The following is a 22,189-nucleotide window of genomic DNA, read 5'->3' as shown; positions in this document are numbered from 1 at the left end:
CTAACGGTGAATACTCTCTTGAAAGCGGTTCAGACCGGCAGGTCCCTCCTGTTGAAACCCTCCGCGGTCAAGACCAGCATCCCGGCCGTTATTCCCAGCAGAATCAGGGTATCCCGGGTGGAAGATTGACCGGTCAATATTTCTTGAGGCCGAAAAAACCGGAACAGCGTCAGGCGACGCAGCCAACGGAACTTGTCACTGAGACCGGCCACGACATCGAGCCCGTAAAAAAGCAAGGTCAAACCCGCGGCCCAGAACAGTGCCTGCCCTCTGCCTGGTGCCACCGCCGAAAAAAACAGGCTATACGAAGCGAGCGCGGAAAAGAAGGAGAATCCCAAAATCCCCAAGCGATAATACCGCCAAAGGGAAATCCCGATACCCTGTCTGTGGCAGCCCCAGGTGACCCCCAATAGGGTGACCCCGGTCAGGGTCGCACATCCCGTCAAGAGGACCGCTGACTGGGTCAGAGCAATCTCCCTGCGCGAAAGGGGGGCGGCCAAGGGATAGGCCAAGAAACCCCGCTCCAACAAATCCGCCAGCAGACTTTGGGCCGTGCCGATTCCATAAACGGACATGACTAAAACCCAAATCCGGCTGAAAAACTGGCCCGAAATATAGGATTCGAAAGTACTGAGATCAGCCTCATCCGAAACGCCAAAAACACTCTTCACAGTCGCCGGAAAACTGCCGGCAATCTCGGCCGCCGCCGGGGACCCGGCTATTGAGGGATATACCGTGGTCAGCAACAGTCCGTAAAGCGCGTTTCCCGAGGCATAACCGATAATTTTCCCTACATTCAGCTTTAACATAGCCCGGTACAACGCTTTACTCATGATCGCCCTCTCTTCTTCCTCGTCTTCTTCTTCCTCTTCCTTTTCTTTCCTCGCCCTCCCCGCCCAAGCTTCCCTCATCCCGCACCCTTCCCGCCGAACCTTTCCTCATGCCTCACGTCACCCCACTGCCTGAGCCTTTTTAATATAGGTTATGTGTGAGCGCAGGGACGTGACATTTTAGATTCCTCTCGAGAGAGTTCTGTGCACCTCCTTCAGGTATGTGCCTGCGCCTATGTGCCTGCGTCGGGACTTAACGTTTCAGTTTCCTCTCGAGAGAGTTCTGTGCACCTCCTTCAGGTATGTGCCTGCGCCTATGTGCCTGCGTCGGGACTTAACGTTTCAGTTTCCTCTCGAGAGAGTTCTGTGCACCTCCTTCAGGTATATGCGGATGTTGAGTTGCTGCGGGCAAACGGACTCACACTCACCGCATTCCACACAGGCTGAGGCCCTCGCTCCCTCCTCCAGGAGGTTTTGATAAGCCATGACCGAAGCATCCAGCTGATCATAGATGTAAGCGTCATTATACAGGGCAAAATTCCGGGGAATATCCACTCCCGAGGGGCAAGGCAGACAATAGCCGCAACCCGTGCAGCCCACTTTGGTCAAAGCCGCGTAAGTTTTTCTGACCTCGCCAATAAGGCGCAGCTCCTCCGAGGTTAAAGAATTGGGCTCAGCCTCGGCGGCAATCCGCACATTCTCTTGCACCTGTTCCATGGTGCTCATTCCGCTCAAAACCAGTGAAACTTGCGGGTGATTCCAGACCCAACGCAGAGCCCATTCTGCCGGAGTTCTCTCAGTAGGAGCACTTGCCCACAACTCTTGCACGGCCCGGGGCGGGTTCGCGGCCAGTTTTCCGCCTTTGATGGGTTCCATAATGATTACCGCCAGGCCTTTGGCAGCGGCATAATTCAGCCCTTCGGTCCCGGCCTGGATATTCGTGTCCATATAATTGTACTGCATCTGACAGAAAGTCCAGGAGTAGGCGTCGATGATCTCTTCAAAGAGCTTTTCTTCATCATGAAAAGAGAAACCCGCATAACCGATTCTTCCGTCGGCCGCGGCCCGGTCGAGAAAGCGAAGTACCCCGGCTTCCTTGGCCTTGGGCCAAGTATTCCTGTTCAGCGCATGCAGCAGATAGAAATCGATGTGATCCGTTCCCAGCTTCTCCAGCTGCTCGTTCAAATACCTGTCAAAATCTTCGTAGTGTTCCGTCAACCAGACGGGAAGCTTGGTGGCCAGCTTGACTTTCTCCCGATACCCGTCTCGTAGAGCTTTAGCCACCAGGATTTCACTCTGACCCTGATGATAAAGGTAAGCGGTATCGACATAGTTCACCCCATGGTCAATGGCGTAACGAATCATCTCAACGGCTTTGGTTTCGTCTACTTTGCCGGCGTCGCCTTCTAAGACGGGCAGGCGCATAGACCCAAATCCCAAGGCGGAAACATGGAAATCCGTGTGTCCAAACTTTCGGTACAACACGCTAAAACTCCTTTCCACAACTGATCATGTATACAGTATTTATTGGCCGGATGGGTTGAATTCGGCCCGGTTTCCCATTAGAGTATAGCTATAAGGGATGAACTTCCGTTCGCAAAGCAAAGACGCTTTAGGAGAATAGGCTCCGAAGTGTCTTTTTTTGTTCTCCGGATTTTCCCTATCAACTTTTTCACTTTATCCGGGGCTCCTTCAATTTGATTAATTGATTAAGACGAAAATCGGCTTGGGAGGAAATCACATGCGCAAAGGTCTTATTCTTAAGGGTCTTATTCTTCCAATCTCGTTGGCCGGCTTGCTGGCCTTTCCCTCCGCGGCTCTGGCGGCCGGTCCCGCCCAGATCAACTCCGGCGACACCGCTTTCGTCCTGCTTTCGGCCGCTTTGGTCCTGCTCATGACCCCAGGCTTGGCCCTTTTTTACGGCGGCATGGTCCGCAAAAAGAACGTCCTCAGCACGATGATGCACAGTTTGGTGGTGATGGGGCTTATCTCCCTGCAATGGGTACTCTTTGGCTACAGTCTGGCCTTCGGCCCGGACCACGGGGGGATTATAGGCGGCCTGAACTGGCTTGGCCTGACGGGAGTGGGATCGGTCCCGAATCCGGCGTACGCCGCCACGATACCGGCCATCGTCTTTATGGCTTTCCAGATGATGTTTGCCGTCATCACACCCGCTTTGATCAGCGGTTCAGTCGCAGAACGCATGAAGTTTCCGGCTTTCGTCGCTTTCATCTTCCTCTGGGCCCTCTTTGTCTACGATCCCCTGGCTCACTGGGTCTGGGGCAACGGCGGTTTCCTCAGGAATCTGGGTGCTTTGGACTTCGCCGGGGGAACGGTGGTGCACATCAGTTCCGGATTTTCCGGGCTTGTGGCTGCCCTCGTCTTGGGCAAACGGCAAGGCTACGGCAAGGAACCCATGGCCCCCCACCATATCCCGATGACCATTTTGGGGGCAGGCTTGCTCTGGTTCGGCTGGTTCGGGTTCAACTCGGGAAGTGCTTTGGCCGCCAACGGATTGGCCGGTATGGCTTTTGTCACCACCAATACATCGGCCGCCGCCGCGGCCTTGGCCTGGATAACTGTCGAACGGCTGCATCGGGGCAAACCCACCGTCCTGGGCGCCGCCAGCGGGGCGGTCACCGGTTTGGTAGCCATCACCCCGGCGGCTGGGTTTGTCAGCCCGCTCTCCTCCATTTTCATCGGACTGATGGGCGGCATCATCAGTTATTTTGCCGTAAGCCTTCTCAAAGAACGCCTCGGGTATGACGACGCTTTGGACGCCTTTGGCTGCCACGGCATCGGGGGAACCTGGGGAGCTCTGGCCACCGGCATTTTCGCCAGCAAGGCGATCAATCCCGCCGGAGCGAACGGCCTCCTTTACGGCAACCCCCGGCAATTGGGAATTCAGGCTCTTAGCGTGGGCGTAACCATCGTGCTGACCGTCACCATGACTTTCCTCATTCTCAAAGCCATTGCTCTCTTCACCACCCTGCGCGTCAACTTCGAGGAAGAGGACACGGGGCTGGATCTTTCCTTACACGGCGAGGAAGCCTACCCCGACTTCATCAGCGGCAGCCTGACCCATCTGGCTACCCTGAGTACAACGCGAAAACAGCCTCTCCTTGACCCTCAGTTGACCGAAATCGGGGGATTCCAGGGTACGTCCCTTGACTTCGCTTCTGTCTGGGGACGCGAGAACTGAAATGACCCTGACCGGTGAGAACATACGTGCGCTGAAACCGCTTCGCCCGCCCGCAACGAAATTGAGCTCAAACCAGCCGGTATCCTACCCCGGCCTCCGTCAAAATATGCCGGGGCCGGGAGGGATCCGGCTCTATTTTTCGGCGCAATTGTCCCACATAGATGCGCAGGTAATGATTCTCGTGTTCATAAGCCGGTCCCCAGACGGCCCGCAACAGTTGGCGATGGGTCAGAACCTTGCCGGCATTGGCAGCCAGGACTTTCATCAACTCGTACTCCGTCGGGGTCAGCTTGACCTCCACCCCGTCCACTGCCACCATGCGGCGGGAACGGTCAATGCTTAAGCCCTCAAATGTCAGCAGAGGCTCCTCCGCGGCCTCCGATGCATGCCGCAAGGCTGCCCGCAGCCTGGCCAGGAGTTCTCCCATGCTGAAGGGTTTAGTCACATAGTCATCGGCCCCCGCGTCCAGCGCAGCGATCTTCTCACTCTCCTGCTCCCGCGCCGACAAAATCACGACCGGGACCTGGGACCATTCCCTCAGGTTTTTGATCACCTCCAGTCCGTCCTGGTCGGGAAGGCCGAGATCCAGCAAAACCAGATCGGGTTTATGCATGGCAATCCAATTGAGTCCGCCCTGACCGGTCCCCGCTTCATAAACATCATAATTATGGGCTGTCAAGGCGACCTTCAACAAACGCCGTATCTGAACCTCGTCATCGATGACCAGAACCCGGGTCTTACTCATTTCCACGCGCGCTCACCCCCTGGGGCAAAGGAATTTTTCCGGGAGCATCCTTCTCCAGAGGCAGCGCGAACCTGACGGTCACCCCGTCCCGCTCGTTTTTCGCCCCGATTTTTCCTCCGTGCACATCGATGATCCCTTTGCAAATCGCCAACCCCAGCCCTGTGCCGCTGATTTGGCGCGGCGCATTGATCCGGTAAAATTTATCGAAAATGCGCTCCAAGTCGCTTTCGGGAATGAGGGTTCCCTGATCGTGCACGGAGACTTCCATTTCGCGTTCATCGTTGCGCACCGCCAGAAGGATTTCACTGTCCGGTTTCGAATATTTGACGGCATTGTCCAGCAGATTGACCAAGACTTGCTCAATGAGCACAAAATCCACGTGAATAAGGGGGACGGCGCGGCCTAGGTCAATGTGCAGCGCCCGGGTGCGCAGGGGTTCACCCAGCCGCCGCACGGCCACGCCGATGATATCCTCGATATCGCACCATTCTTTATGCAGTTGAAGCATCCCGCTTTCCAAACGCGCCATATCCAGAATGTTATTAACCAGGCGGTTCATACGCACCGCTCCCTGATGAATGGTCTGCAACAGATCCCTCCGGGCTTCGACCCCGTAGATCTCCTCGCCTTCCAGAAGGCTGGACACCGCTCCGATCATGGATGCCAACGGGGTGCGCAGGTCGTGGGAAATGGAATTCAGCAGAGCCGTGCGCAGCTTCTCCGATTCATTGAGAAGCCGGGCTTCCCGGGCTTCCTTTTCCAGGGAAATGCGGGTGACGGCTACGGCAACCAAACCGGAAAAAGCCTCCAAAAGGCGTTGCTGCTCATCCCGGAGATAACGTTCCGGGCTGTTGAACCGAATCCCCAAAACACCGCAGGTCTGACGTTCGGCTTTCAGTGGCAGATAACAACCGCTCGACCCCCCCAGCGTATCCGTTCCTTTGCCTGCCATTTCCCCATGTTCAAAAACCCAAGTGGCGACCGCCCGTTCATTGTCGTCGAGAAGGCGGCAGGCGTTTTCCGAGTTTGAGCAGGCCCGCAACACCAATCCTCCCTTCTCATCCGGCAACAGCACGATGACCTGGCCTTCCATGGTTTCCGAAACTTTGCGCGCCGCGCTCTGCAAAACCTGATCCAGACTTCCAACCGCCGTAATCTCCCGGCTCAGGGCATAGAGAGCCGCCGTGCGAATCTCCCGTTTGCGGGCGTGTTTCACCTGCTCCCGCAGGCGTGTGGAAAGTTTTCCGGTCAAGAGTCCCACTAAGAGAAAAATCGCAAAGGTAATTAGGTAGCGAAAATCATGGACCGTAAAGCTCAGAGTCGGCGGGATGAAGAAGAAATCAAAAGCCATGAGTCCGAGGGCGGAAGCGGCGATAGCCGGCTTAAACCCCCATTTCACGGCCGCAAATAAGACCGGGAGCAAATAGAGCATAGCAATATTGACCACGCCGAACGCCGGTTCCAGCCAGTGTCCGGTTAAAGTGACCAAGAACATAAGCAGGAGCACTCCCAGGTAGCGCCCGAGAGGAAAAGAAGGCTGGCGTTTCCGGGGACGGGTGCAGACAGGCTCTTCCTTCGCGCCCAGATCTCCGGGAATGACATGGACGCTGACATTCTGGCTGCGCCGGACCACCTTGTCAATCACTGAGCCCTGTAAACGGTCCAAGAAACCGTACTTGCCGGGCTTGCCGATAATAATCTGGGTCACGTTGCGCCTGCGGGCGATTTCCAGCAGTTCTTCGGCTACATCCCCGCCGCCGATGCTGATAGTCTCCGCGTTCAATTCCTGGGCCAAGTGCATATTTTTAGCCAGCTGGTTCTTCTCCTTCTCCGTCGCGGGCAGACGCCGGGGGGTCTCCACGTAGACCACCAGCAGTTCGGCTCTCAGCCCCACCGCAATCCGGCGTCCAAAGCGAATTAGCCTTTCGGAGAAAGGGCTCGGACTGATGCAGACCATCACCCTTTCCCCGGCCGGCCAAGGGCCCGCAATACCGTGGGCCCTCATGTAAGTTTCCAGCTGGCGGTCAACCCGCTGGGCCGTAAAGCGCATGGATAACTCCCGCAGGGCATTGATATTGCCCGGGCGGAAAAAATTCTTGATAGCCCGAACCGCCTGGTCGGGCACGTAGACCTTTCCTTCCTGCAGACGTTGGATCAGTTCTTCGGGGGGAATGTCGACAAGTTGAAGACGGGCTTTCTCTAATACCTGATCAGGCACGGATTCCCGCACTTTCACCCCCGTGATTTGGGCCACGATGTCTTTAAAACTTTCCACATGCTGTACGTTTAAAGTCGTATAAACGTCAATACCGGCGGCAAGCAGTTCTTCCACATCCTGATACCGCTTCATATGCCTGGCGCCCGGAGCGTTGGTATGGGCCAGTTCATCCACCAAAACCAATTTCGGACGGCGTTTCAATATGGCATCTAAGTCCATTTCAACCAGCGTTTTCCCCCGGTACTCTAAAGTGCGCGGCGGAACAGAAGGCAGTCCTGCCAACAAAGCCAAGGTTTCCGGCCGTGCATGAGGCTCAACCCAACCGGCAACCATTTCAACTCCTTCAGCCAGTTTCTCCCTGGCCGCCTCCAACATGGCATAGGTTTTCCCGACACCGGCCGCTGCCCCAAGAAAGACGGTCAGCCGCCCTCCGTTCTCTTCTTTGATCCCTGCCAGAAGATCATCGGGGTCAGCCCGCCTGTCTTCCACCATTGTCTTTCATCTCCTCAACCCCAAGCATCCGCCGGCAAGAAGTAGAGAACCCCAGCGGCAGTCGTTACTGTTACAATCCCCAAGTCCGCCCGCCGCAAAAGTACAGCCGGCAAAGCAGGAAAATAGTTACCAGGCTGCACAGGCTCAGCGAACCGTCCAACCGTCCAAGTTGAGGAGCGTCCGCGCACGCAGGCGGTGCAGCTTGAGCCGCCTCTATACTTATAATAGCATAATACCCTATTATATTGGATGAATCGGGCATAAAGAATGCGGGCACAGGCGTGAAAATCCCCAGAAGAAAGGCAAAGCAGTCAGCCAAATACAGTCGGAAAGAGAGAGGATACGACCAAAAGGAGAGTCAAACCGATCATGATAACCGTTGTGCTCCAGGCCACGCCGTTAAATAACTTGGAGTTTGTATAAGAACCCATCAATTTCCGGTTGTTGATAAGGAAAAGCATGAATACCAGGACAAAAGGCAGCAAAATCCCGTTGATAACTTGTGACCAGAGCATGATGGGCACCAGCGGCGCCTTGGGAACCAGGATAATGGCAACGCCGAGAATAATGATGATGGTGTAAAGAGTATAAAACTGGGGCGCTTCCTTGAATGATTTATCCACCCCGGCTTCAAAGCCTAAAGCCTCGCACACGTAGTAGGCCGTGGCCAGCGGCAGAATAGTAGCGGAAAAGATCGAAGCATCGAACAAACCCAGGGCAAAGAGAACAGACGCATACTGCCCGGCCAGTGGACGCAAGGCGATGGCCGCATGCTGGGCGTCACTGATGACAATTCCGGATTTATACAGGGTTGCGGCACAAGCCACAACGATGAAGACGGCCACAATATCCGTCATGAAACAGCCGAAAATCACATCCAGGCGCGAGTATTTGTACTCTTTTGCCGTAATCCCTTTTTCAACCACCGAAGACTGGATGTAAAACTGCATCCAGGGCGCTATCGTGGTCCCGACCAGCCCGACAAACATCGCGATATAAGCGGAGTCCGTACTGAAACTCGGTATAAAGGTGGCCCTGGCCACCTGTCCCCAATTCGGACGGGCCAAAAATCCGGCGAAGATGTAAGTAATGTAGAGGGCACTGGCGATAAGAAATATCTTTTCCACCCTTCGGTAGGTCCCTTTGACAACCAGGAGCCAGACGACCAGCCCGGATACAGGTACCACGATGTACTTGCTTAACCCGAAAATATCCCCGCTGGAAGCGACGCCGGCAAACTCCGAGACCGTGTTGCCAACATCGGCGATGAGCAAACCTGCCAGAATAAAGAGGGTCAAACGAACACCGAAGTTCTCTCGGATCAAATCGGCCAAACCTTTGCCCGTAATGGCTCCCATACGGGCACTCATTTCCTGCACCACAATCAGGGCCAAAGTCATGGGAATGAACACCCAGAGAAACTTAAAGCCGAAATGAGCGCCGGCCACCGAATAGGTCGTGATCCCACCCGCATCGTTATCCACGTTGGCCGTAATAATCCCCGGTCCGATGATCGATAAGAAAATGAGAATGTTACGCCAGTTGAATTTTTCCTTCCACACTTTCATCACTTCCTTCTATTTGTTGCTAAAACCACCTTCGTCGCAAAATAGACCTTCGGGGTATACTATTCCCCTCGCCCACCCGCCTGACACAGTGAGAAAAGGAGAAAAAAGCGGAAAAAAGAGTCTGAAGAAACGAGTTGGGACAGAGATGACGCAAACGGAAAAAAGCCGACCCTCATTGGAAAGGCCGACTGTAACGTCTCAAACCATTTATGTTCATACGCCTTTCTCCACTCGTCTGAGTTTTGGCACGTACACAGCTAGGGTTACACCCAGCCACATTAAGTAAAACCTTATGCCGGTAATACCTGTTAACCCATTAGCGTCTCTCGACATTTCTGGGCAGTGGCGTATGCTCTATGCAGAAGCCTCACCTAACGAAGAATATACAGTTCACTATTAAACTATCACGTGCTTGGCGCGCTGTCAAGCAGTCCCCAACTGTTTGTTGACCAACTCGTAACTTGAATTCACCCGGACGTGCCTTGACTTTACCGATTTCCGTAGCAGGTGGAAACACTTCCAACTTCTTCACGGCTACTTTTACTCGCTTTTGAACCGTTAGGTCAGTGACTTGAGTTGCTTAAGAGCCTTTACAGAAAGGAACACTCTAAATTCCAAGCTACTTCCAGGCATCTTCGGCACGCACCTTCCGGCCGGCCTCTAGATCGGCCAGACCTTCTTTGATGTCCGCCTCATCTTCCGAGGAAATCTCAACCTCCGGCCAGACCATGGCGTTCAAGAAAATCCATAAGGCCTTAACCTGTTCATCGCTCAACCGATCGACAAGGGCCTTGACATGCTCCCTCGCAACAATCACGCTAATCACCCCAAGATTATTACATCTCAGAGTTGTGATATTTACCACTTCTCTGTTGCTCAGCATTCACGCTTATAGCTCGAACCAAGACACCGGGAACTCAGGGCGACGCACTGGACCTTGCCTTCTTTTACAAGAATGTCTTCCGATACCTTCCTCTTGCTCTTCTGCCACCATGTCTATCTATAATCTTTTTCTGTGGTCTTGGAATTTTTGTGTCCTAGGAGTTCCTGGATATATCTTAGATCAGTCCCCGCTTCGAGCAAGTGAGTTGCAATGAATGCCTCAAGGATTTGACCAGTCCTCTGTTTCTGACAAGGTTTTTCACCAATAGATCCTCAATGCACACCACTTGATTTTCGTGGATGAGTTTTGGAAAAACTTGTGAAGCAAATCTTGGCGCTGATTGGCTGCCTTTTCATGTTGACGAGCCACTTTCAGTTGCCATGTTGCATTCACCCTTGTCGAAATTTAAACGATTCGCCGCTGCAACGTCCGAATATAAACTTCATGTTCACCGACAATGTGCACCAAAGAGACCTGCTGTTCGAGAATCTGTCCTAGGATCTTCTCAGTCGTCTGCCTAAACTCCATAAGTCCTGCCGTCTGTTCAAAAATAGCTTCCAGTCTTTTCTCCGCTTTGTCCTGCCGGGTTTTAAGTTCCGCTACGTCCGTTTTGAGTTCTGCTACGTCCGTTTTGAGTTCTGCTACGTCTGCCTTAATGTCTTTCATGTCGGAAGTCATTTCTTGAAGCTTGTCCAGAATTACCTGCAGATCGGTCATCCCCCGCTCACCTCACTTCCGTGCTTGCATTCCCGTACTCCTTAGACGTCCTTAGAAATACAAAGACTTTCCTTTAACCAATTATATCCGGGAACATTAGTTCCGTCAAGAGCTCCAAGACCCCATCTCTTTCCTATTTTGCGTATATTGCAACTATTTTGCACGGGCTGAGGGGACCGTCCGAATTAAGGAGCCTCCGCGCACGCAGGCGGTGCGGCGTTAAGCCGCGCCTCCGGTTGACTGCGGGCGTCAAAGCATATTTTGGTTCATATCCCGGTATTCACTCCTCCGCCTGGCCGAATTCCTCCATCGTCTCCCTGAACACCAAAAGACCCGTCATCGTTTTAGGAAAGCCTGCGCTGGGGGCTACGAGAAGGATCGAGTGCTCGATTTCCTCTCGGCTGCAGCCGCTCTTCAAGGCCTTAAGAATATGAGTCTTTAAAGCGTAGACATGCAGAGAGGCAGTCGACAAGGCTACTTTGATGAGCCAGCATGTCTTGGGAGAGAGGGGCCCTCCCTGTTCGTGCACCAAACGACCGTATTCTTCGTAAGCCCGGTATATCTCTCCGTGCCGTTCCGTGAAATATCTCAGATTTTTTTCGATTGCGTCGGCATTGTCAAAATAGTCATCCATAACCAATCTCTCCTCGCATTCTCATTTGGAGAAATTGTTTCCGGGATACCCGTTATTTATGCGAGCCAGGCTCAGACCCCTCCTAACTTTTCTCAAGCCCTTCGTAGTCTCGCACCACCCCACGGATTTTCCTCAGGCTACGCGGTTTTTCTCAGACCCCGCCTGATTCCGCGCTTTTGATCTCCCGCACGCCCATAAACACCTTCTTTGCCGTGATGGGCAGTTCACTGAATCTCCCCATGGCTAAAGCCTGGCTAAAGCCAGGGGCATGCGGCTAAACCTCTTGGTCACACGCACCCCGACCGCATTATACACCGCGTGAGCGCTTCGCCGGCTGGAGTTGATAACCACCTCGCCGGTCGACTTGGCTCTAAAGGGACCCGTAGGCTCACAGCTTTCTTCAAAAGCGACCCGGACCCGGCCTATATCCTCTCGACTCGGAATCTTGTATTGCATAAAGATTCGGCTACCCCAAGTACAGGCGCTCCCACTCCAAGATAGCGAGCAACACCCCGCCGCCGACTGAGCGCGCTTTATCCGAAATAGTCGTACAGTACTCTTTCCGCCCGCGCGGATCGACATCGCCAACTTTCACGTGAGCCCCTACCGGCGTCCCCGTCCTGAGCAAACCCCTGAGTGTGCCGCTCAGCGGGGAGAGGATGCTCTCCGCTCCGGAGATACCCCGGATTTCTGCCAAAACATCTCCTTCATTTACCGCGTCTCCGATGGAGCGCAGAGCTTTAAAGACTCCCGCCGTCCCCGAATAGAGCACACGCTCCCAAGTATAGCCCGCGGTATTTCCGGGTATGCCTGTGTTGGCTTCGGCTGGCCCCTGATGAATCACGCGCCCGAGATTGTGCCCCCGATTGGTTTCCACCACCTGATCGACATCCTCACCGGCAGTGAAACCCGGCCCCAATCCGATCGTCAGGGACGCCATATTCCGCTTGGTTCCCGTATTGCGTTTGGCCAAAATCGCATCGACCAGTACGTCGGGTCTGAGTTGAGACAACTGCCGCAACTCCGGATCGGCAAGGACGGGAATCTCGCCCCGTTTCCAGGCTTCTTCGCACTGCGCCGCCTGTTCAATCCTCCGGCCCGCCACCCCTTCGACCTGCCAGTATCCTTCAGCCATTACGGTTCCGAAGCTGACCGGCCAGCGCACCATCAACGGCTTTTCCACTTCTGTCATGACAACCCGGTATCCCGCCCGGGTAAGAACCCAGCCAACTCCAGACCCCAGTTCCCCCGCTCCCCGGATGAGAACGATCCGACTTTCGGCCACACGGCTTCCTATCATTATTTTCTCCCCCGCTCTTTCCTGATTGACATTCTTAATCCCGCAAGGCGGAACACTCGGCCAAGGAAACACCTTGGCAGCGCACCGACCTCCCTCCGCAGTACGGGCATTCTCCGGGTGCATTTTTCGGGTCGCCAAGCGGCGCAGACGTTCATATTGTTCCGGTGTATCGATATCCGTGAAAAACTCTTCTGCTACCGGAAATACGCTCCATTTATCCCTGTGCCGGTTCAGGACTTTCTTTCCTCCCTCTTCCCCTTCCAGAGCCGCCAGTTCGGGCAGATAGCGGCGGTGAAAGACGACGGGTGAACCGGGGCCTCCCGCCAGAGGAACCACGAAATCCGGTTCTGTTGCCAAAAAACAGGCCAGGAGCCGCGTCAGCGTTGCGCTCTCCAGCCCCACCTGATCCGCCGGCAGAAAGGAAATTCCGCTCACCGCTTCCGTCAACCCCCGCAACCCCTGCTTAATGGTCACGGACAAAGGCCGGGCTGCGGGATCCAGGCACCAGACTCCTCCCTCGCCCAGAAACTTCCTCAAGAGACAGTCCGAGAGGTAACGTTCCATCGGCTCCCGGGCTATCACCAGAATCTCGACCGGCCTTGCTGTCCCGCCCGGCCTTTCTTCCCGTAAACGCGCACCCGCCAGCAGAACGGAACTTAAAGTATGTTGCAGAACCGTCGAGTCTCCCCAAGGCAGCGCCAGTTTGTCCTTGCCCATGCGTCTCGCCTGACCGGATGCCATCACCACAAGTCGTACCACAAGGCTCTCCCTTCCTTCGCATCCCCCATAGCCAGCCTTAAGTGACGTGGGCCCTCAACCCGCCGCAGCCAGTCAGGCTCAGTTCTGCTGAGGTCCCCTAAGCGGCTGAGAACTGCCCCTTCGCTCATCCCGTTCCCGGGTGCCTTGGGAAAAACGGGACCATTTGCAAAAACCACCCATGCCATATCCCTATACAAAGAGTTAAAAACCGGAGAAATCCTGAGATACCTCCAGGTTACCCCGGCATTCCAAATGCTTCCGGTCAAGGCGGGGAAAATCTCCGCCCGGTGGACGTCCCTCTCTCGGATAAGATTTCCCCAAAGCCCCGAACTAAAAACAAGAACGGCACATTCCGTGAGCCGGGGAATCTGCGGTTCATCGGTCCGCCACAGCTTTAACTTTTTCCCTCTGGCCCCGTCACCTTCGATAACCCAACAGGATTTGCCCACTCCCGCCTGACGCTGAGCGGCGACCGCCCGGTCAAGCGTCTGCACGGATGGCCCGCGCCACTTGCCTTCATCCTCGATGTACTCGGCATACCAGAAACAGGGAGATGCCGCTTCGCTTCCCGGCGGCACGTCCCCACTCCGCCACAGGCCAAAACGACAATCAGGGAACACCTTGGTCGTGGTGGAGGCGATGACCGAAAAACCAGAACGATCAATTTCTTCTGTGACTTGGCGCACAGCGGTCGTTTTCCCTCCCGCCCCCACGAAAGTTATCACTCCGGCCCTGTGGCACATATCCCACAACCCTCCGGCAGCTGTCGTCATCGGGCGCTTTCCCTCCCCTCCCCAGTTCCCGGCCGAATCATGACCAAATTATATCCAAGGCCGGGGAAGATCGCAACAGAGAGTGGATTCCCTCTTTTCTTAAATCCTTCTTGTGCCTATCGCCTTGCCTATCGCCTCTTGTATTTATCGCCACTTCTATGTCTCCTGGCGTACCGCCCTTACTATGCGCTATACTATGATCAAGGGGGATAATACCAATATTCCCCATCCCCGGTACAACAAATTCACCGAAGGCGCCGGCACGCTCGCTGCGGATTCGGACTTGCTGACCCTCCCCTGACTGAAGTCGAGTGAAGTCAGAGGATTCCCGGTTGCCAGGGCTTAAAATTCCACTCAGGCAATCCATTTCTTGATAAAGTTCCTGCAATACCCAGTGAGCCAGGGGAGCAGAGGACGATGAAACAGGAATATGAAGCGGATGGAGTTCCTGGGTTTACTGAATTCCGCGATTTCAGTCGTGGAGAAAGACGCCACGCAAGTCTGTCTCCTGAATTACGGCTGCCTGAGTGACTCGATCCGAGAAGGTACCCCATATGTATGGAGGTTGTGAGAGTTGAACAAGTACATACTGATTGCCGACGATAACGACGGCATCCTGGAAATACTGAAATCTTACGTCGTCAAAGAAGGATACGCTCCGCTCATCGCCCATAATGGAGAGGAAGCCCTGAAAATGTTTTGGACATACTCCCCTCTTCTTCTCCTGCTGGACATTATGATGCCGGGCAAAAACGGTTTGCAGGTCTGCCGGGAGATCCGCCGCGCCTCCAATGTGCCGGTGATCATGATCACGGCCAAAGGGGAAGATGCCGACCGGATCATAGGGCTGGACATCGGGGCGGATGATTACGTCGTTAAACCTTTCAGCCCGGGTGAAGTCATGGCCAGGATCCGCGCGGTTTTAAGACGCATGGTTGTCGCCGAAGAGGAGCAAAAAACGGTCCGCCACCCCGGACTGGAGATCAATATTGACGATTATGAAGTAAAAGTCGGGGAGCGTCCGGTTGCCCTGACCAAAAAAGAGATTGAAATCCTCTGGCTTTTGGCCCGTAATCCCGGCAGGGTATTTTCCCGGGAAAATCTTTTAACCAGTGTTTGGGGCCACGAATATTTTGGGGATGCCCGCACCGTAGATACCCACATCAAACGGCTGAGAGCCAAAATTGAGCTCTCGGAAAGTTCAGCCTGGAGGATTAAAACAATTTGGGGTGTGGGCTACAAGTTTGAGGTGAGCAATGCTTAAAAAGCGGATTGTGTTCAAATTGATTGCGGGTTTTGCGTTGATCGTGTTAGTATCCATGCTTTCTATCGGGACTTTCTTCATCTTCATGTTCCGCGGCTATACTTTTCACACCGGTCAAACCACCTTGCTGAACAGAGCGCACATCATCGCGAACCTGTTATCTGAAAATCAGAACAACGTCGGCCCCTTACGCGGGTACGGCTTTATCCGCTTTCTTGATGCGATGACGGAAGCCAAAGTGTGGATCACGGACGGCCATGGCCATCCCGCCTCGTTGTCCGGCCCGGGTTGGGGTACGGGCGTGGGCCTCGGTATGGGCGGAGGATGGGGGAAGGGTATAAGCCCGGGAAATCCGGTTAACAGCGGACCCCTGCCTGATTCCGCCCAGCAAGTTATTCCACTGGTTCTGACGGGTAAGGATTCGGTCAGTGAAGGTTTCAACCCACTCTATCATGAATCAACCCTTACCGCAGGTGTTCCCATTCTTGGCCCCAATAATCAAGTCATCGGTACGGTGCTCTTGCTCGCTCCGGTCACTGGCATTACAGCCACTGTCAATAAGGCTATCGGTATCTTGGCCGTTAGCCTGTTGGTCGCGCTCATACCTGCCTTCGGACTGGGCATTTATTATGCCGTGCAGTTCGCCCGCCCTTTACGGGCCATGAATCGCACCGCTTTGGAAATGGCTCGCGGCAACTATGCTGCCCGGACGGGAATTAACCGGCAGGACGAAATAGGTCAGCTCGGGAACTCCCTGGACTTATTGGCAGAAAAACTTAGCTGCACGATCGATGAACTCTTTCTTGAGAAGGGCAAAATAGCCGATATCATAGCCAGCATTTCGGAAGGAATAGTGGCGTTTGATTTAGACTTGAAGCCCTTAAATGTCAACTCCGCTTTGCCGGATATCATGCACCGGCCTCACCCCTACCCGTTACGCGAAATAGAACATGACCTGGCCGGATTAGGTATAATGGCCGAACTGCAAATGGCTATGCGGGACAAAAAAGTAGTTCAAATAACTAAAGACTGGCTGGACAGAAAACTCAAGTTCGTACTCTCGCCCATTATTGATAAGAACGGGAATGTCAGCGGAGGTGTTGCCCTTGTGCAGGACATCAGTGAAAGTGAACGGCTGGAGGAACTACGCAAAGATTTCATCGCCAATGTCTCCCATGAATTCCGCACGCCGCTTACGGTCATCAAAGCCTCCCTGGAAGCTATTGTGGACGGCACAATTAACCGGCCCGACGCTATTGAACGGTGTTACGAACGAATGGTTGGAGAAACCCGCGGCCTGGAAAGACTCGTCACCGACTTGCTGGACCTGTCGAGGCTCCAATCCGGCAAGCTCTCACTCAGCAAAGAACCTGTTCACCTCCCCACTCTGCTGGCCGATACCGTGAAAAGCCTGCAAACCATCGCGGATAAGAAGGGAGTCCATATCAACTATGACCCGCCTCCGAGTGTTCCCCCGCTGGCGGGGGATTACGATCGTCTCAGGCAGCTTTTCGTCATCTTCCTGGACAATGCGATAAAGTACTCACCGGCGCAAACGGTGGTAAGCGTCGAAGTCACGCAGGGGAAAACCTTGGATGTCTTCATTCGCGATCAGGGCTGCGGGATAGCCCCGGAGACCTTACCCTACATTTGGGACCGGTTTTACAAAGCGGATAAGTCGCGCCGCAGCAGCGGCACCGGCCTGGGGCTGGCCATTGCCAAACACTTGGTTGAATTGCACAAAGGGCGGGTTTCTCTGCAGAGTGAACTTGGCAAAGGCACTGTAGTTAAAATAAGCCTGCCATGTTCATGATTACTTTCCCCGCCGGCTTAGCAGTTGTATTTCTCCCTCCCCATTACGATTCCGGGAACCTGGTTAACTTGGATTCCACCGTTACCCGCGGGCGTACCGCAGATGCAAATTCGGGTCTCAATTCAAGTCTTTGCGCTCCCCGCTCACAATATAAATGACATGCTCACCAATATTTGTCGCATGGTCGGCAATCCGCTCGATGTAGCGGGCCACGAAGGAAAGATACATACCTTGGGTCGTCATGCTCAGATCGGCAGCCATCAGGGTGATAAGGTCTTTGATGACGGCATTGTACAAATGGTCGACCTCATCATCCATGACAGCAAGTTCGGCTGCCAGCGCGGCATCTTCTTTTTCATAAGCCTCAAGTCCCCGATGGATCATGCGCACCGTCAAATCCGCCATGCGCGGGATGTCAATCAGCGGCTTCATCAGGGGACCCTCGATGCGCTTGACCACTTTGGCCACGTCGACTGCCAGGTCTGCCATTCTCTCGAGATCGGTGGAAATTTTCATGGCGGAGACGATTTTGCGGATATCACTGGCAACGGGCTGCTGGGTCACGATCAGGCGGACACAAGCTTCATTCACCTGAGTCTCCAAGCCGTTCACCTTCGGATCGGCCAGGATACATTGCTCCGCGCCTTCCCGATCCAGATCCTTCAGGCTGCGGATGGCGTCTTGCAACATCCGGTCCACTTCCTGCTCCATCTGCCTAAGCAGGGAAATCAAACTAACCAAACCCTCCGTTAAAGGCTGACGCATAACCATTCCTCCCTCATTCAACCAAATCGCCCGGTAATGTAGTCCTCTGTGCGCTTGTCTTTCGGTTTCGTAAAGATCTCAGAGGTCGGCCCCAACTCCACTAACTCCCCATTGAGGAAAAAGGCGGTCAAATCGGCAATGCGGGCCGCCTGCTGCATGTTATGCGTCACGATGACAATGGTGTAATCTTTCTTCAGGGCACTCACCAGTTCTTCGATTCTTTGGGTCGCAATAGGGTCCAGAGCCGAAGCCGGTTCATCCATGAGGAGCACGGACGGCTCCACGGCCAAAGCCCTGGCAATACACAAGCGCTGCTGCTGCCCGCCCGATAAACTGACCCCGGAATAGTTTAACCGGTCATGCACCTCATCCCAAAGAGCCGCCATGCGCAGGCTTTTTTCCGCCGCCGCCCGTAGTTTTTCTTTATGACGCTCTCCGTTCAGCCTTAAGCCGGCAACGACATTCTCATAAATGCTCATCGAGGGAAAGGGGTTCGGTTTCTGGAAGACCATGCCTACCGTTTTCCGCAAATAGACCGGGTGCTGGTCATAAATACTCTTGCCGTCCAGCAGGATATCCCCGCTGACTTTCGCACCGGGCAGAGTATCGTGCATACGGTTCAGGCAGCGAATAAACGTGGATTTGCCGCAACCGGAAGGTCCGATAATAGCCGTAATCTGCTTCTCGGGAATTTCCGCCGTGATGCCGAAAAGCGCCTTCTGCGCCCCATACCAGGCCTCAAGGTTGCGTACACTTAAATTTCCCATGCCGAAGCTCTCCTTTTCCTAGTTCTTGCGCAAGCGTGAGCGAAAAGCCAGCCGTGCGACGACATTCAAAACGATGACGATAAACACCAGGACCAACGCCGCCGCCCAAGCTTGCTTATGCCACTGGTCATACGGGGATATAGCATAGAAGTAAATGTTGAGCGGCAGGGTGGCAATCGGCTCATTGAGCGAGTGCGCATAGTAAAGATTACCCAGGGCCGTAAAGAGCAGAGGGGCCGTCTCCCCGGAGATCCTGGCCACCGCCAGCAGGGCTCCGGTCAGGATTCCTTTGGCCGCCGTTGGTAAGACGATGTTCAGGATAATCCGCCATTTCGGAATACCCAGGGCGTCACCCGCCTCGCGAATGGTATGGGGCACGAGTTTGAGCATTTCTTCCGTCGCGCGGATGACGCTCGGGATCATGATGATGGCCAGAGCAACCCCCCCCGAAAAGGCCGAGAAATGCTTGGTCCGGACGACAATGGCGGCGTAGACCACGATGCCGACAATTATGGAAGGAATCCCGGTTAAAACGTCGCTGGTGAAACGCACAAGCGTACTGAACCAACTGCTCCGGTCATATTCACTAAGATAGATCGCGGCCAGGATACCGATGGGAATGCCGATCAGACTGGCCAGAAGGACGACGATCAAAGTGCCGATAATGGCGTTGGCCATTCCCCCCCCGACACCCATCATACCCGGAAGTTCGGTAAAAAAGGCCCAATTAAGGGAGGTCAGGCCGTTTTTGAGAACATAACCGAGAACAGCAAAGAGCGGCACCACCGCAATCACGGCCGCCAGGGAAAAGATACCCATCATCAGCGCATTCAGCAAATTTCTCCTCGCGTCCATTATACCAAATGCCCTCCTTTCGGTCCCCTGGCAACCGACCACACGAGCAGCCTGGCAAAAATATTCAAAAGCAAAGTGATAGCGAAAAGGATGAGTCCAATTTCCATTAAGGCGCTCAAATACAGACCATAGGTTGCTTCCGTAAACTCGTTGGCAATGACGGCCGCCATGGAATAGGCCGTCGAAAAAAGAGACGGGGAAATGTTCGGCATATTGCCGATGACCATCGTCACCGCCATTGTTTCACCCAAAGCGCGTCCCAACCCTAGAATCACGCTGCCGATAATACCCGATTTAGCATAACTGAGTACCCCGATCCGGATCATTTCCCATTTCGTCGCACCCAAAGCCAAGGCTGCTTCCCGCTGCACAGTGGGAACGGCGGTCATGACCTCCCGCGAAATCGAGGCGATCGTCGGCAGAATCATGATCGCCAAGATCAGCCCGCCGTTGAGCAAATCCACTCCGACAGGAGCCCCGTGAAACAAGGGAATAAAGCCCAGCCGTTTGCCCAACCAGGGTTCCACAACTTTGCCCAGAAAGGGGGCCAGGACGAAAATTCCCCATAGCCCCAAAACCACGCTGGGAATAGCCGCCAAGAGCTCGACCAAGAAACCCACCACGCTGCGCACGGTCGCGGGAGCCATTTCGCTGAGAAAAATGGCCACCCCCAATCCAATCGGGCCGGCGATGACCAAGGCCACGAGCGAGGTGACCAATGTCCCGTAAATAAATGGCAGAGCCCCAAAAATTCTATGCACCGGGTCCCACACCCGGCCCCCCAGAAAAGCCCAGCCGAATTGATGCAGACTTTGCCGGGAGGAAATGAACATTTCCCAACCCATCCAAATCATGATACCCACCACCAGGACGGCAGTTAAACCGCTGGCGGAGCGCAAAATCCGGTCACCCCACGAAGCCCGTGGCTTTTTCTTTTTCATAGCCGTCTCCCCTCCGCATCCCTTCCCCCATGATGCCAAGCATGGTGCCAAGCAGCGGAAAGAGCCCAGCATAAGGCTGAGCTTTTTTCCGCAATCACTCAATCCGGCGTGGCTTTCTGGCGTGCCCGCAACCGGCATGTTACTTCAGAAGCGGTTGTCCGTTATAGGTAATCGTCTTTAACATTTCTATTTCGCGTTGGGTCAAGTTGTCGGGGAGAGGAACATACTGGAGGGAAGGCGCAATCGCCTGTCCTTTGGTGAAGTCCCATTTCAGGAAGTTGACCAAAGCCTCTCCTTTGGCTTTATCCGTCTGTTTCTGATAAACAAGAGCCCAGGAAAAGCCCGAAATCGGATAAGCCGCATCTCCGGGAGCGTTCACGATATTGACGCGCATATCCTCCGGGATTTTGAAAGCGGCGGCGTCCGCGGCAGCGCCTTCCAGCGAAGGCAAGACCCATTTGCCCGCCTTATTGTGCATATAGGCATAAGGAATGTTATTTTCCAGGGCATAAGCCAACTCAATATAACCAATCGCGCCGGTCGTATTCTTCACGGCTCCGGCCACCCCGGGATTTCCCTTTTCACCGATGACTTTGCCGGTCGGATTCGGCCAGTTCACCGATATGCCCTTGCCGACCTTGCTGGCCCATTCCGGACTGACGGAGGCGAGATAATGGGTAAAGATAGAGGTGGTGCCGCTTCCCTCCGCGCGGTGGACCGGTACGATGGCCAAATTGGGGAATTTCACACCCGGATTGTCCTTGGCAATCTGCGGGTCGTCCCAATTAGCGATCTTGCCTAAGTAAATATTGGCCAGGGTATCCGGACTGATCTTAATGTGCTGCGGCAAGCCCGGAACATTATAGGAGATCGTCACCGATCCTAAGGCTATGGGCAGCTCCAGAATCTTTCCTCCCTGGGCTTTAGCCAAGTCCGCGTCACTCATGAAAGCGTCACTGGCGCCAAAATCGAGCAGCTGTTTCTGCAGCTGGGCGATGCCGAAACCGCTCCCGCCCCCTTGGACGCTGATTTTGACATTGGGATTCTCTTCTTGGTATTTCGCGACCTGTTTCGTCAGCAGCGGCTGCACAAAGGTGCTCCCTGCCTCCGTAAGACTCACCGGTCCGGAGCCGGCCTTCTGACCCGGCGCTTGCGCCGAATTCGCCGCCGTGGTTCCGCAGCCCGTGATCGAGACTGCCAGAATCCCCGTCACGATCGCCGTGAGAACTTTGCCTTTCCTGCCAATCACTGAAACTTCCCCCTTCACTTATTAAGTGCCTTTACTTACCGGCTGCGCCGGGACTGTGGCACGTACATTTATCATGCCAGGCGTAATATAGCACGCAAAAGTAAAGCCACAATTGATCCAAAGTTAAGTTTCTGTAAACAAAATCCGGAACTGCTAAAAAATCATCCCTGTTCCGCCTCAGCTTACAATCATTTTACAAGGCCATAACCCGCTCCCGCTCAGCAGCCGTTAGAATGAAGCTGAGAAACGCTTCACTCCGGAGCAGAGGAGGGATAAATATTATCACAGCACATGTCAGTCTGGCGGACTGCTTTACCCTTCTCCTTTTGGCCGCGAGCTTCGTCTTAACCGAGATGTTCCTCAGCGGCGAGCTGCGCCGCCCGCGAAAAACAAAGACCGAAAATCTGCCTCAAG

Annotated in this window: 19 protein-coding genes, 1 pseudogene and 1 riboswitch; of the genes and pseudogenes, 3 read left to right on the top strand and 17 right to left on the bottom strand. The window is 54.3% G+C overall.

What is annotated here, in order from left to right:
* Window positions 1-29: 29 nt before the first annotated feature.
* Both MNU25_RS05200 and MNU25_RS05195 read right to left on the bottom strand, forming a co-directional pair.
* A complete protein-coding gene (locus MNU25_RS05200; protein WP_240984096.1) occupies window positions 30-911 on the bottom strand; it encodes an ABC transporter permease subunit in 882 nt (293 codons plus the stop codon).
* Window positions 912-1,172: 261 nt separating this feature from the next.
* Window positions 1,173-2,315 (bottom strand): aldo/keto reductase, encoded by a 1,143-nt coding sequence (locus MNU25_RS05195; RefSeq protein WP_240984095.1) that lies wholly within the window; start codon window positions 2,313-2,315, stop codon window positions 1,173-1,175.
* A 256-nt stretch (window positions 2,316-2,571) separates the two neighbouring features.
* Between MNU25_RS05195 and MNU25_RS05190 the strand changes: the two genes are divergently transcribed.
* Window positions 2,572-4,032, top strand: a complete 1,461-nt coding sequence (locus MNU25_RS05190; protein WP_277350659.1) for an ammonium transporter — start codon at window positions 2,572-2,574, stop codon at window positions 4,030-4,032.
* A 67-nt stretch (window positions 4,033-4,099) separates the two neighbouring features.
* On the opposite strand, the gene MNU25_RS05185 is transcribed toward MNU25_RS05190, so the two are convergent.
* From MNU25_RS05185 to yqeC, 10 genes and pseudogenes are all read right to left on the bottom strand, one after another.
* Complete coding sequence (locus tag MNU25_RS05185) at window positions 4,100-4,783, bottom strand: response regulator (RefSeq protein WP_443613697.1); 684 nt, start codon at window positions 4,781-4,783, stop codon at window positions 4,100-4,102.
* Window positions 4,770-7,487: a sensor histidine kinase gene (locus MNU25_RS05180; protein ID WP_240984094.1), complete on the bottom strand. Its 2,718-nt coding sequence runs from the start codon at window positions 7,485-7,487 to the stop codon at window positions 4,770-4,772. The genes MNU25_RS05185 and MNU25_RS05180 overlap by 14 nt, the downstream gene beginning before the upstream one ends.
* 311 nt (window positions 7,488-7,798) lie before the next feature.
* The gene (locus MNU25_RS05175) at window positions 7,799-9,055 is read right to left on the bottom strand and encodes an Nramp family divalent metal transporter (protein WP_240984093.1); all 1,257 of its coding nucleotides are present in this window, start codon (window positions 9,053-9,055) and stop codon (window positions 7,799-7,801) included.
* Between the two features lie 219 nt (window positions 9,056-9,274).
* Window positions 9,275-9,441, bottom strand: a riboswitch (M-box (ykoK) riboswitch).
* 233 nt (window positions 9,442-9,674) lie between these two features.
* Window positions 9,675-9,872, bottom strand: a complete 198-nt coding sequence (locus tag MNU25_RS05170; RefSeq protein ID WP_240984092.1) for a hypothetical protein — start codon at window positions 9,870-9,872, stop codon at window positions 9,675-9,677.
* A gap of 179 nt (window positions 9,873-10,051) precedes the next feature.
* Window positions 10,052-10,138, bottom strand: a complete 87-nt coding sequence (locus MNU25_RS05165) for a hypothetical protein (RefSeq protein ID WP_240986733.1) — start codon at window positions 10,136-10,138, stop codon at window positions 10,052-10,054.
* A 205-nt stretch (window positions 10,139-10,343) separates the two neighbouring features.
* Window positions 10,344-10,655, bottom strand: coding sequence for a hypothetical protein (locus MNU25_RS05160; RefSeq protein ID WP_240984091.1), 312 nt, complete (start codon window positions 10,653-10,655; stop codon window positions 10,344-10,346).
* A gap of 280 nt (window positions 10,656-10,935) precedes the next feature.
* A complete protein-coding gene (locus MNU25_RS05155; RefSeq protein WP_240984090.1) occupies window positions 10,936-11,289 on the bottom strand; it encodes a carboxymuconolactone decarboxylase family protein in 354 nt (117 codons plus the stop codon).
* Between the two features lie 243 nt (window positions 11,290-11,532).
* Window positions 11,533-11,748: pseudogene (locus tag MNU25_RS05150) on the bottom strand (hypothetical protein); the annotation flags it as partial.
* Between the two features lie 7 nt (window positions 11,749-11,755).
* A complete protein-coding gene (gene yqeB, locus MNU25_RS20265) occupies window positions 11,756-13,348 on the bottom strand; it encodes a selenium-dependent molybdenum cofactor biosynthesis protein YqeB (RefSeq protein WP_306425024.1) in 1,593 nt (530 codons plus the stop codon).
* Window positions 13,330-14,121 carry a selenium cofactor biosynthesis protein YqeC gene (gene yqeC / locus MNU25_RS05135; protein WP_240984089.1) on the bottom strand — a complete coding sequence of 264 codons (792 nt, stop codon included), beginning with the start codon at window positions 14,119-14,121 and terminating at the stop codon, window positions 13,330-13,332. The genes yqeB and yqeC overlap by 19 nt, the downstream gene beginning before the upstream one ends.
* A 574-nt stretch (window positions 14,122-14,695) precedes the next feature.
* Here yqeC and MNU25_RS05130 point away from each other — a divergent pair.
* Window positions 14,696-15,385: a response regulator transcription factor gene (locus MNU25_RS05130; protein ID WP_240984088.1), complete on the top strand. Its 690-nt coding sequence runs from the start codon at window positions 14,696-14,698 to the stop codon at window positions 15,383-15,385.
* On the top strand, window positions 15,378-17,198 hold the full coding sequence (locus MNU25_RS05125) for a HAMP domain-containing sensor histidine kinase (protein WP_240984087.1): 1,821 nt from the start codon (window positions 15,378-15,380) through the stop codon (window positions 17,196-17,198). Before MNU25_RS05130 ends, MNU25_RS05125 begins: the two co-directional genes overlap by 8 nt.
* Before the next feature lie 117 nt (window positions 17,199-17,315).
* Here the strand turns inward: MNU25_RS05125 and phoU are convergent, their stop codons facing one another.
* From phoU to pstS, 5 genes are all read right to left on the bottom strand, one after another.
* A complete protein-coding gene (phoU, locus tag MNU25_RS05120; RefSeq protein ID WP_240984086.1) occupies window positions 17,316-17,963 on the bottom strand; it encodes a phosphate signaling complex protein PhoU in 648 nt (215 codons plus the stop codon).
* Between the two features lie 17 nt (window positions 17,964-17,980).
* A complete protein-coding gene (gene pstB, locus MNU25_RS05115; RefSeq protein ID WP_240984085.1) occupies window positions 17,981-18,730 on the bottom strand; it encodes a phosphate ABC transporter ATP-binding protein PstB in 750 nt (249 codons plus the stop codon).
* A gap of 18 nt (window positions 18,731-18,748) precedes the next feature.
* Window positions 18,749-19,585 carry a phosphate ABC transporter permease PstA gene (gene pstA, locus MNU25_RS05110; protein WP_240984084.1) on the bottom strand — a complete coding sequence of 279 codons (837 nt, stop codon included), beginning with the start codon at window positions 19,583-19,585 and terminating at the stop codon, window positions 18,749-18,751.
* Window positions 19,585-20,526, bottom strand: coding sequence for a phosphate ABC transporter permease subunit PstC (pstC, locus tag MNU25_RS05105; protein WP_240984083.1), 942 nt, complete (start codon window positions 20,524-20,526; stop codon window positions 19,585-19,587). The genes pstA and pstC overlap by 1 nt, the downstream gene beginning before the upstream one ends.
* 139 nt (window positions 20,527-20,665) lie before the next feature.
* Window positions 20,666-21,775, bottom strand: coding sequence for a phosphate ABC transporter substrate-binding protein PstS (pstS, locus tag MNU25_RS05100; protein WP_240984082.1), 1,110 nt, complete (start codon window positions 21,773-21,775; stop codon window positions 20,666-20,668).
* Between the last annotated feature and the right edge of the window lie 414 nt (window positions 21,776-22,189).

It is taken from the genome of Acididesulfobacillus acetoxydans (genome assembly GCF_902729405.1).
Lineage (GTDB): Bacteria > Bacillota > Desulfitobacteriia > Desulfitobacteriales > Desulfitobacteriaceae > Acididesulfobacillus > Acididesulfobacillus acetoxydans.
The sequence above is the reverse complement of the archived record's forward strand: the minus strand, read 5'-3'. Positions and strand labels throughout refer to the sequence as shown.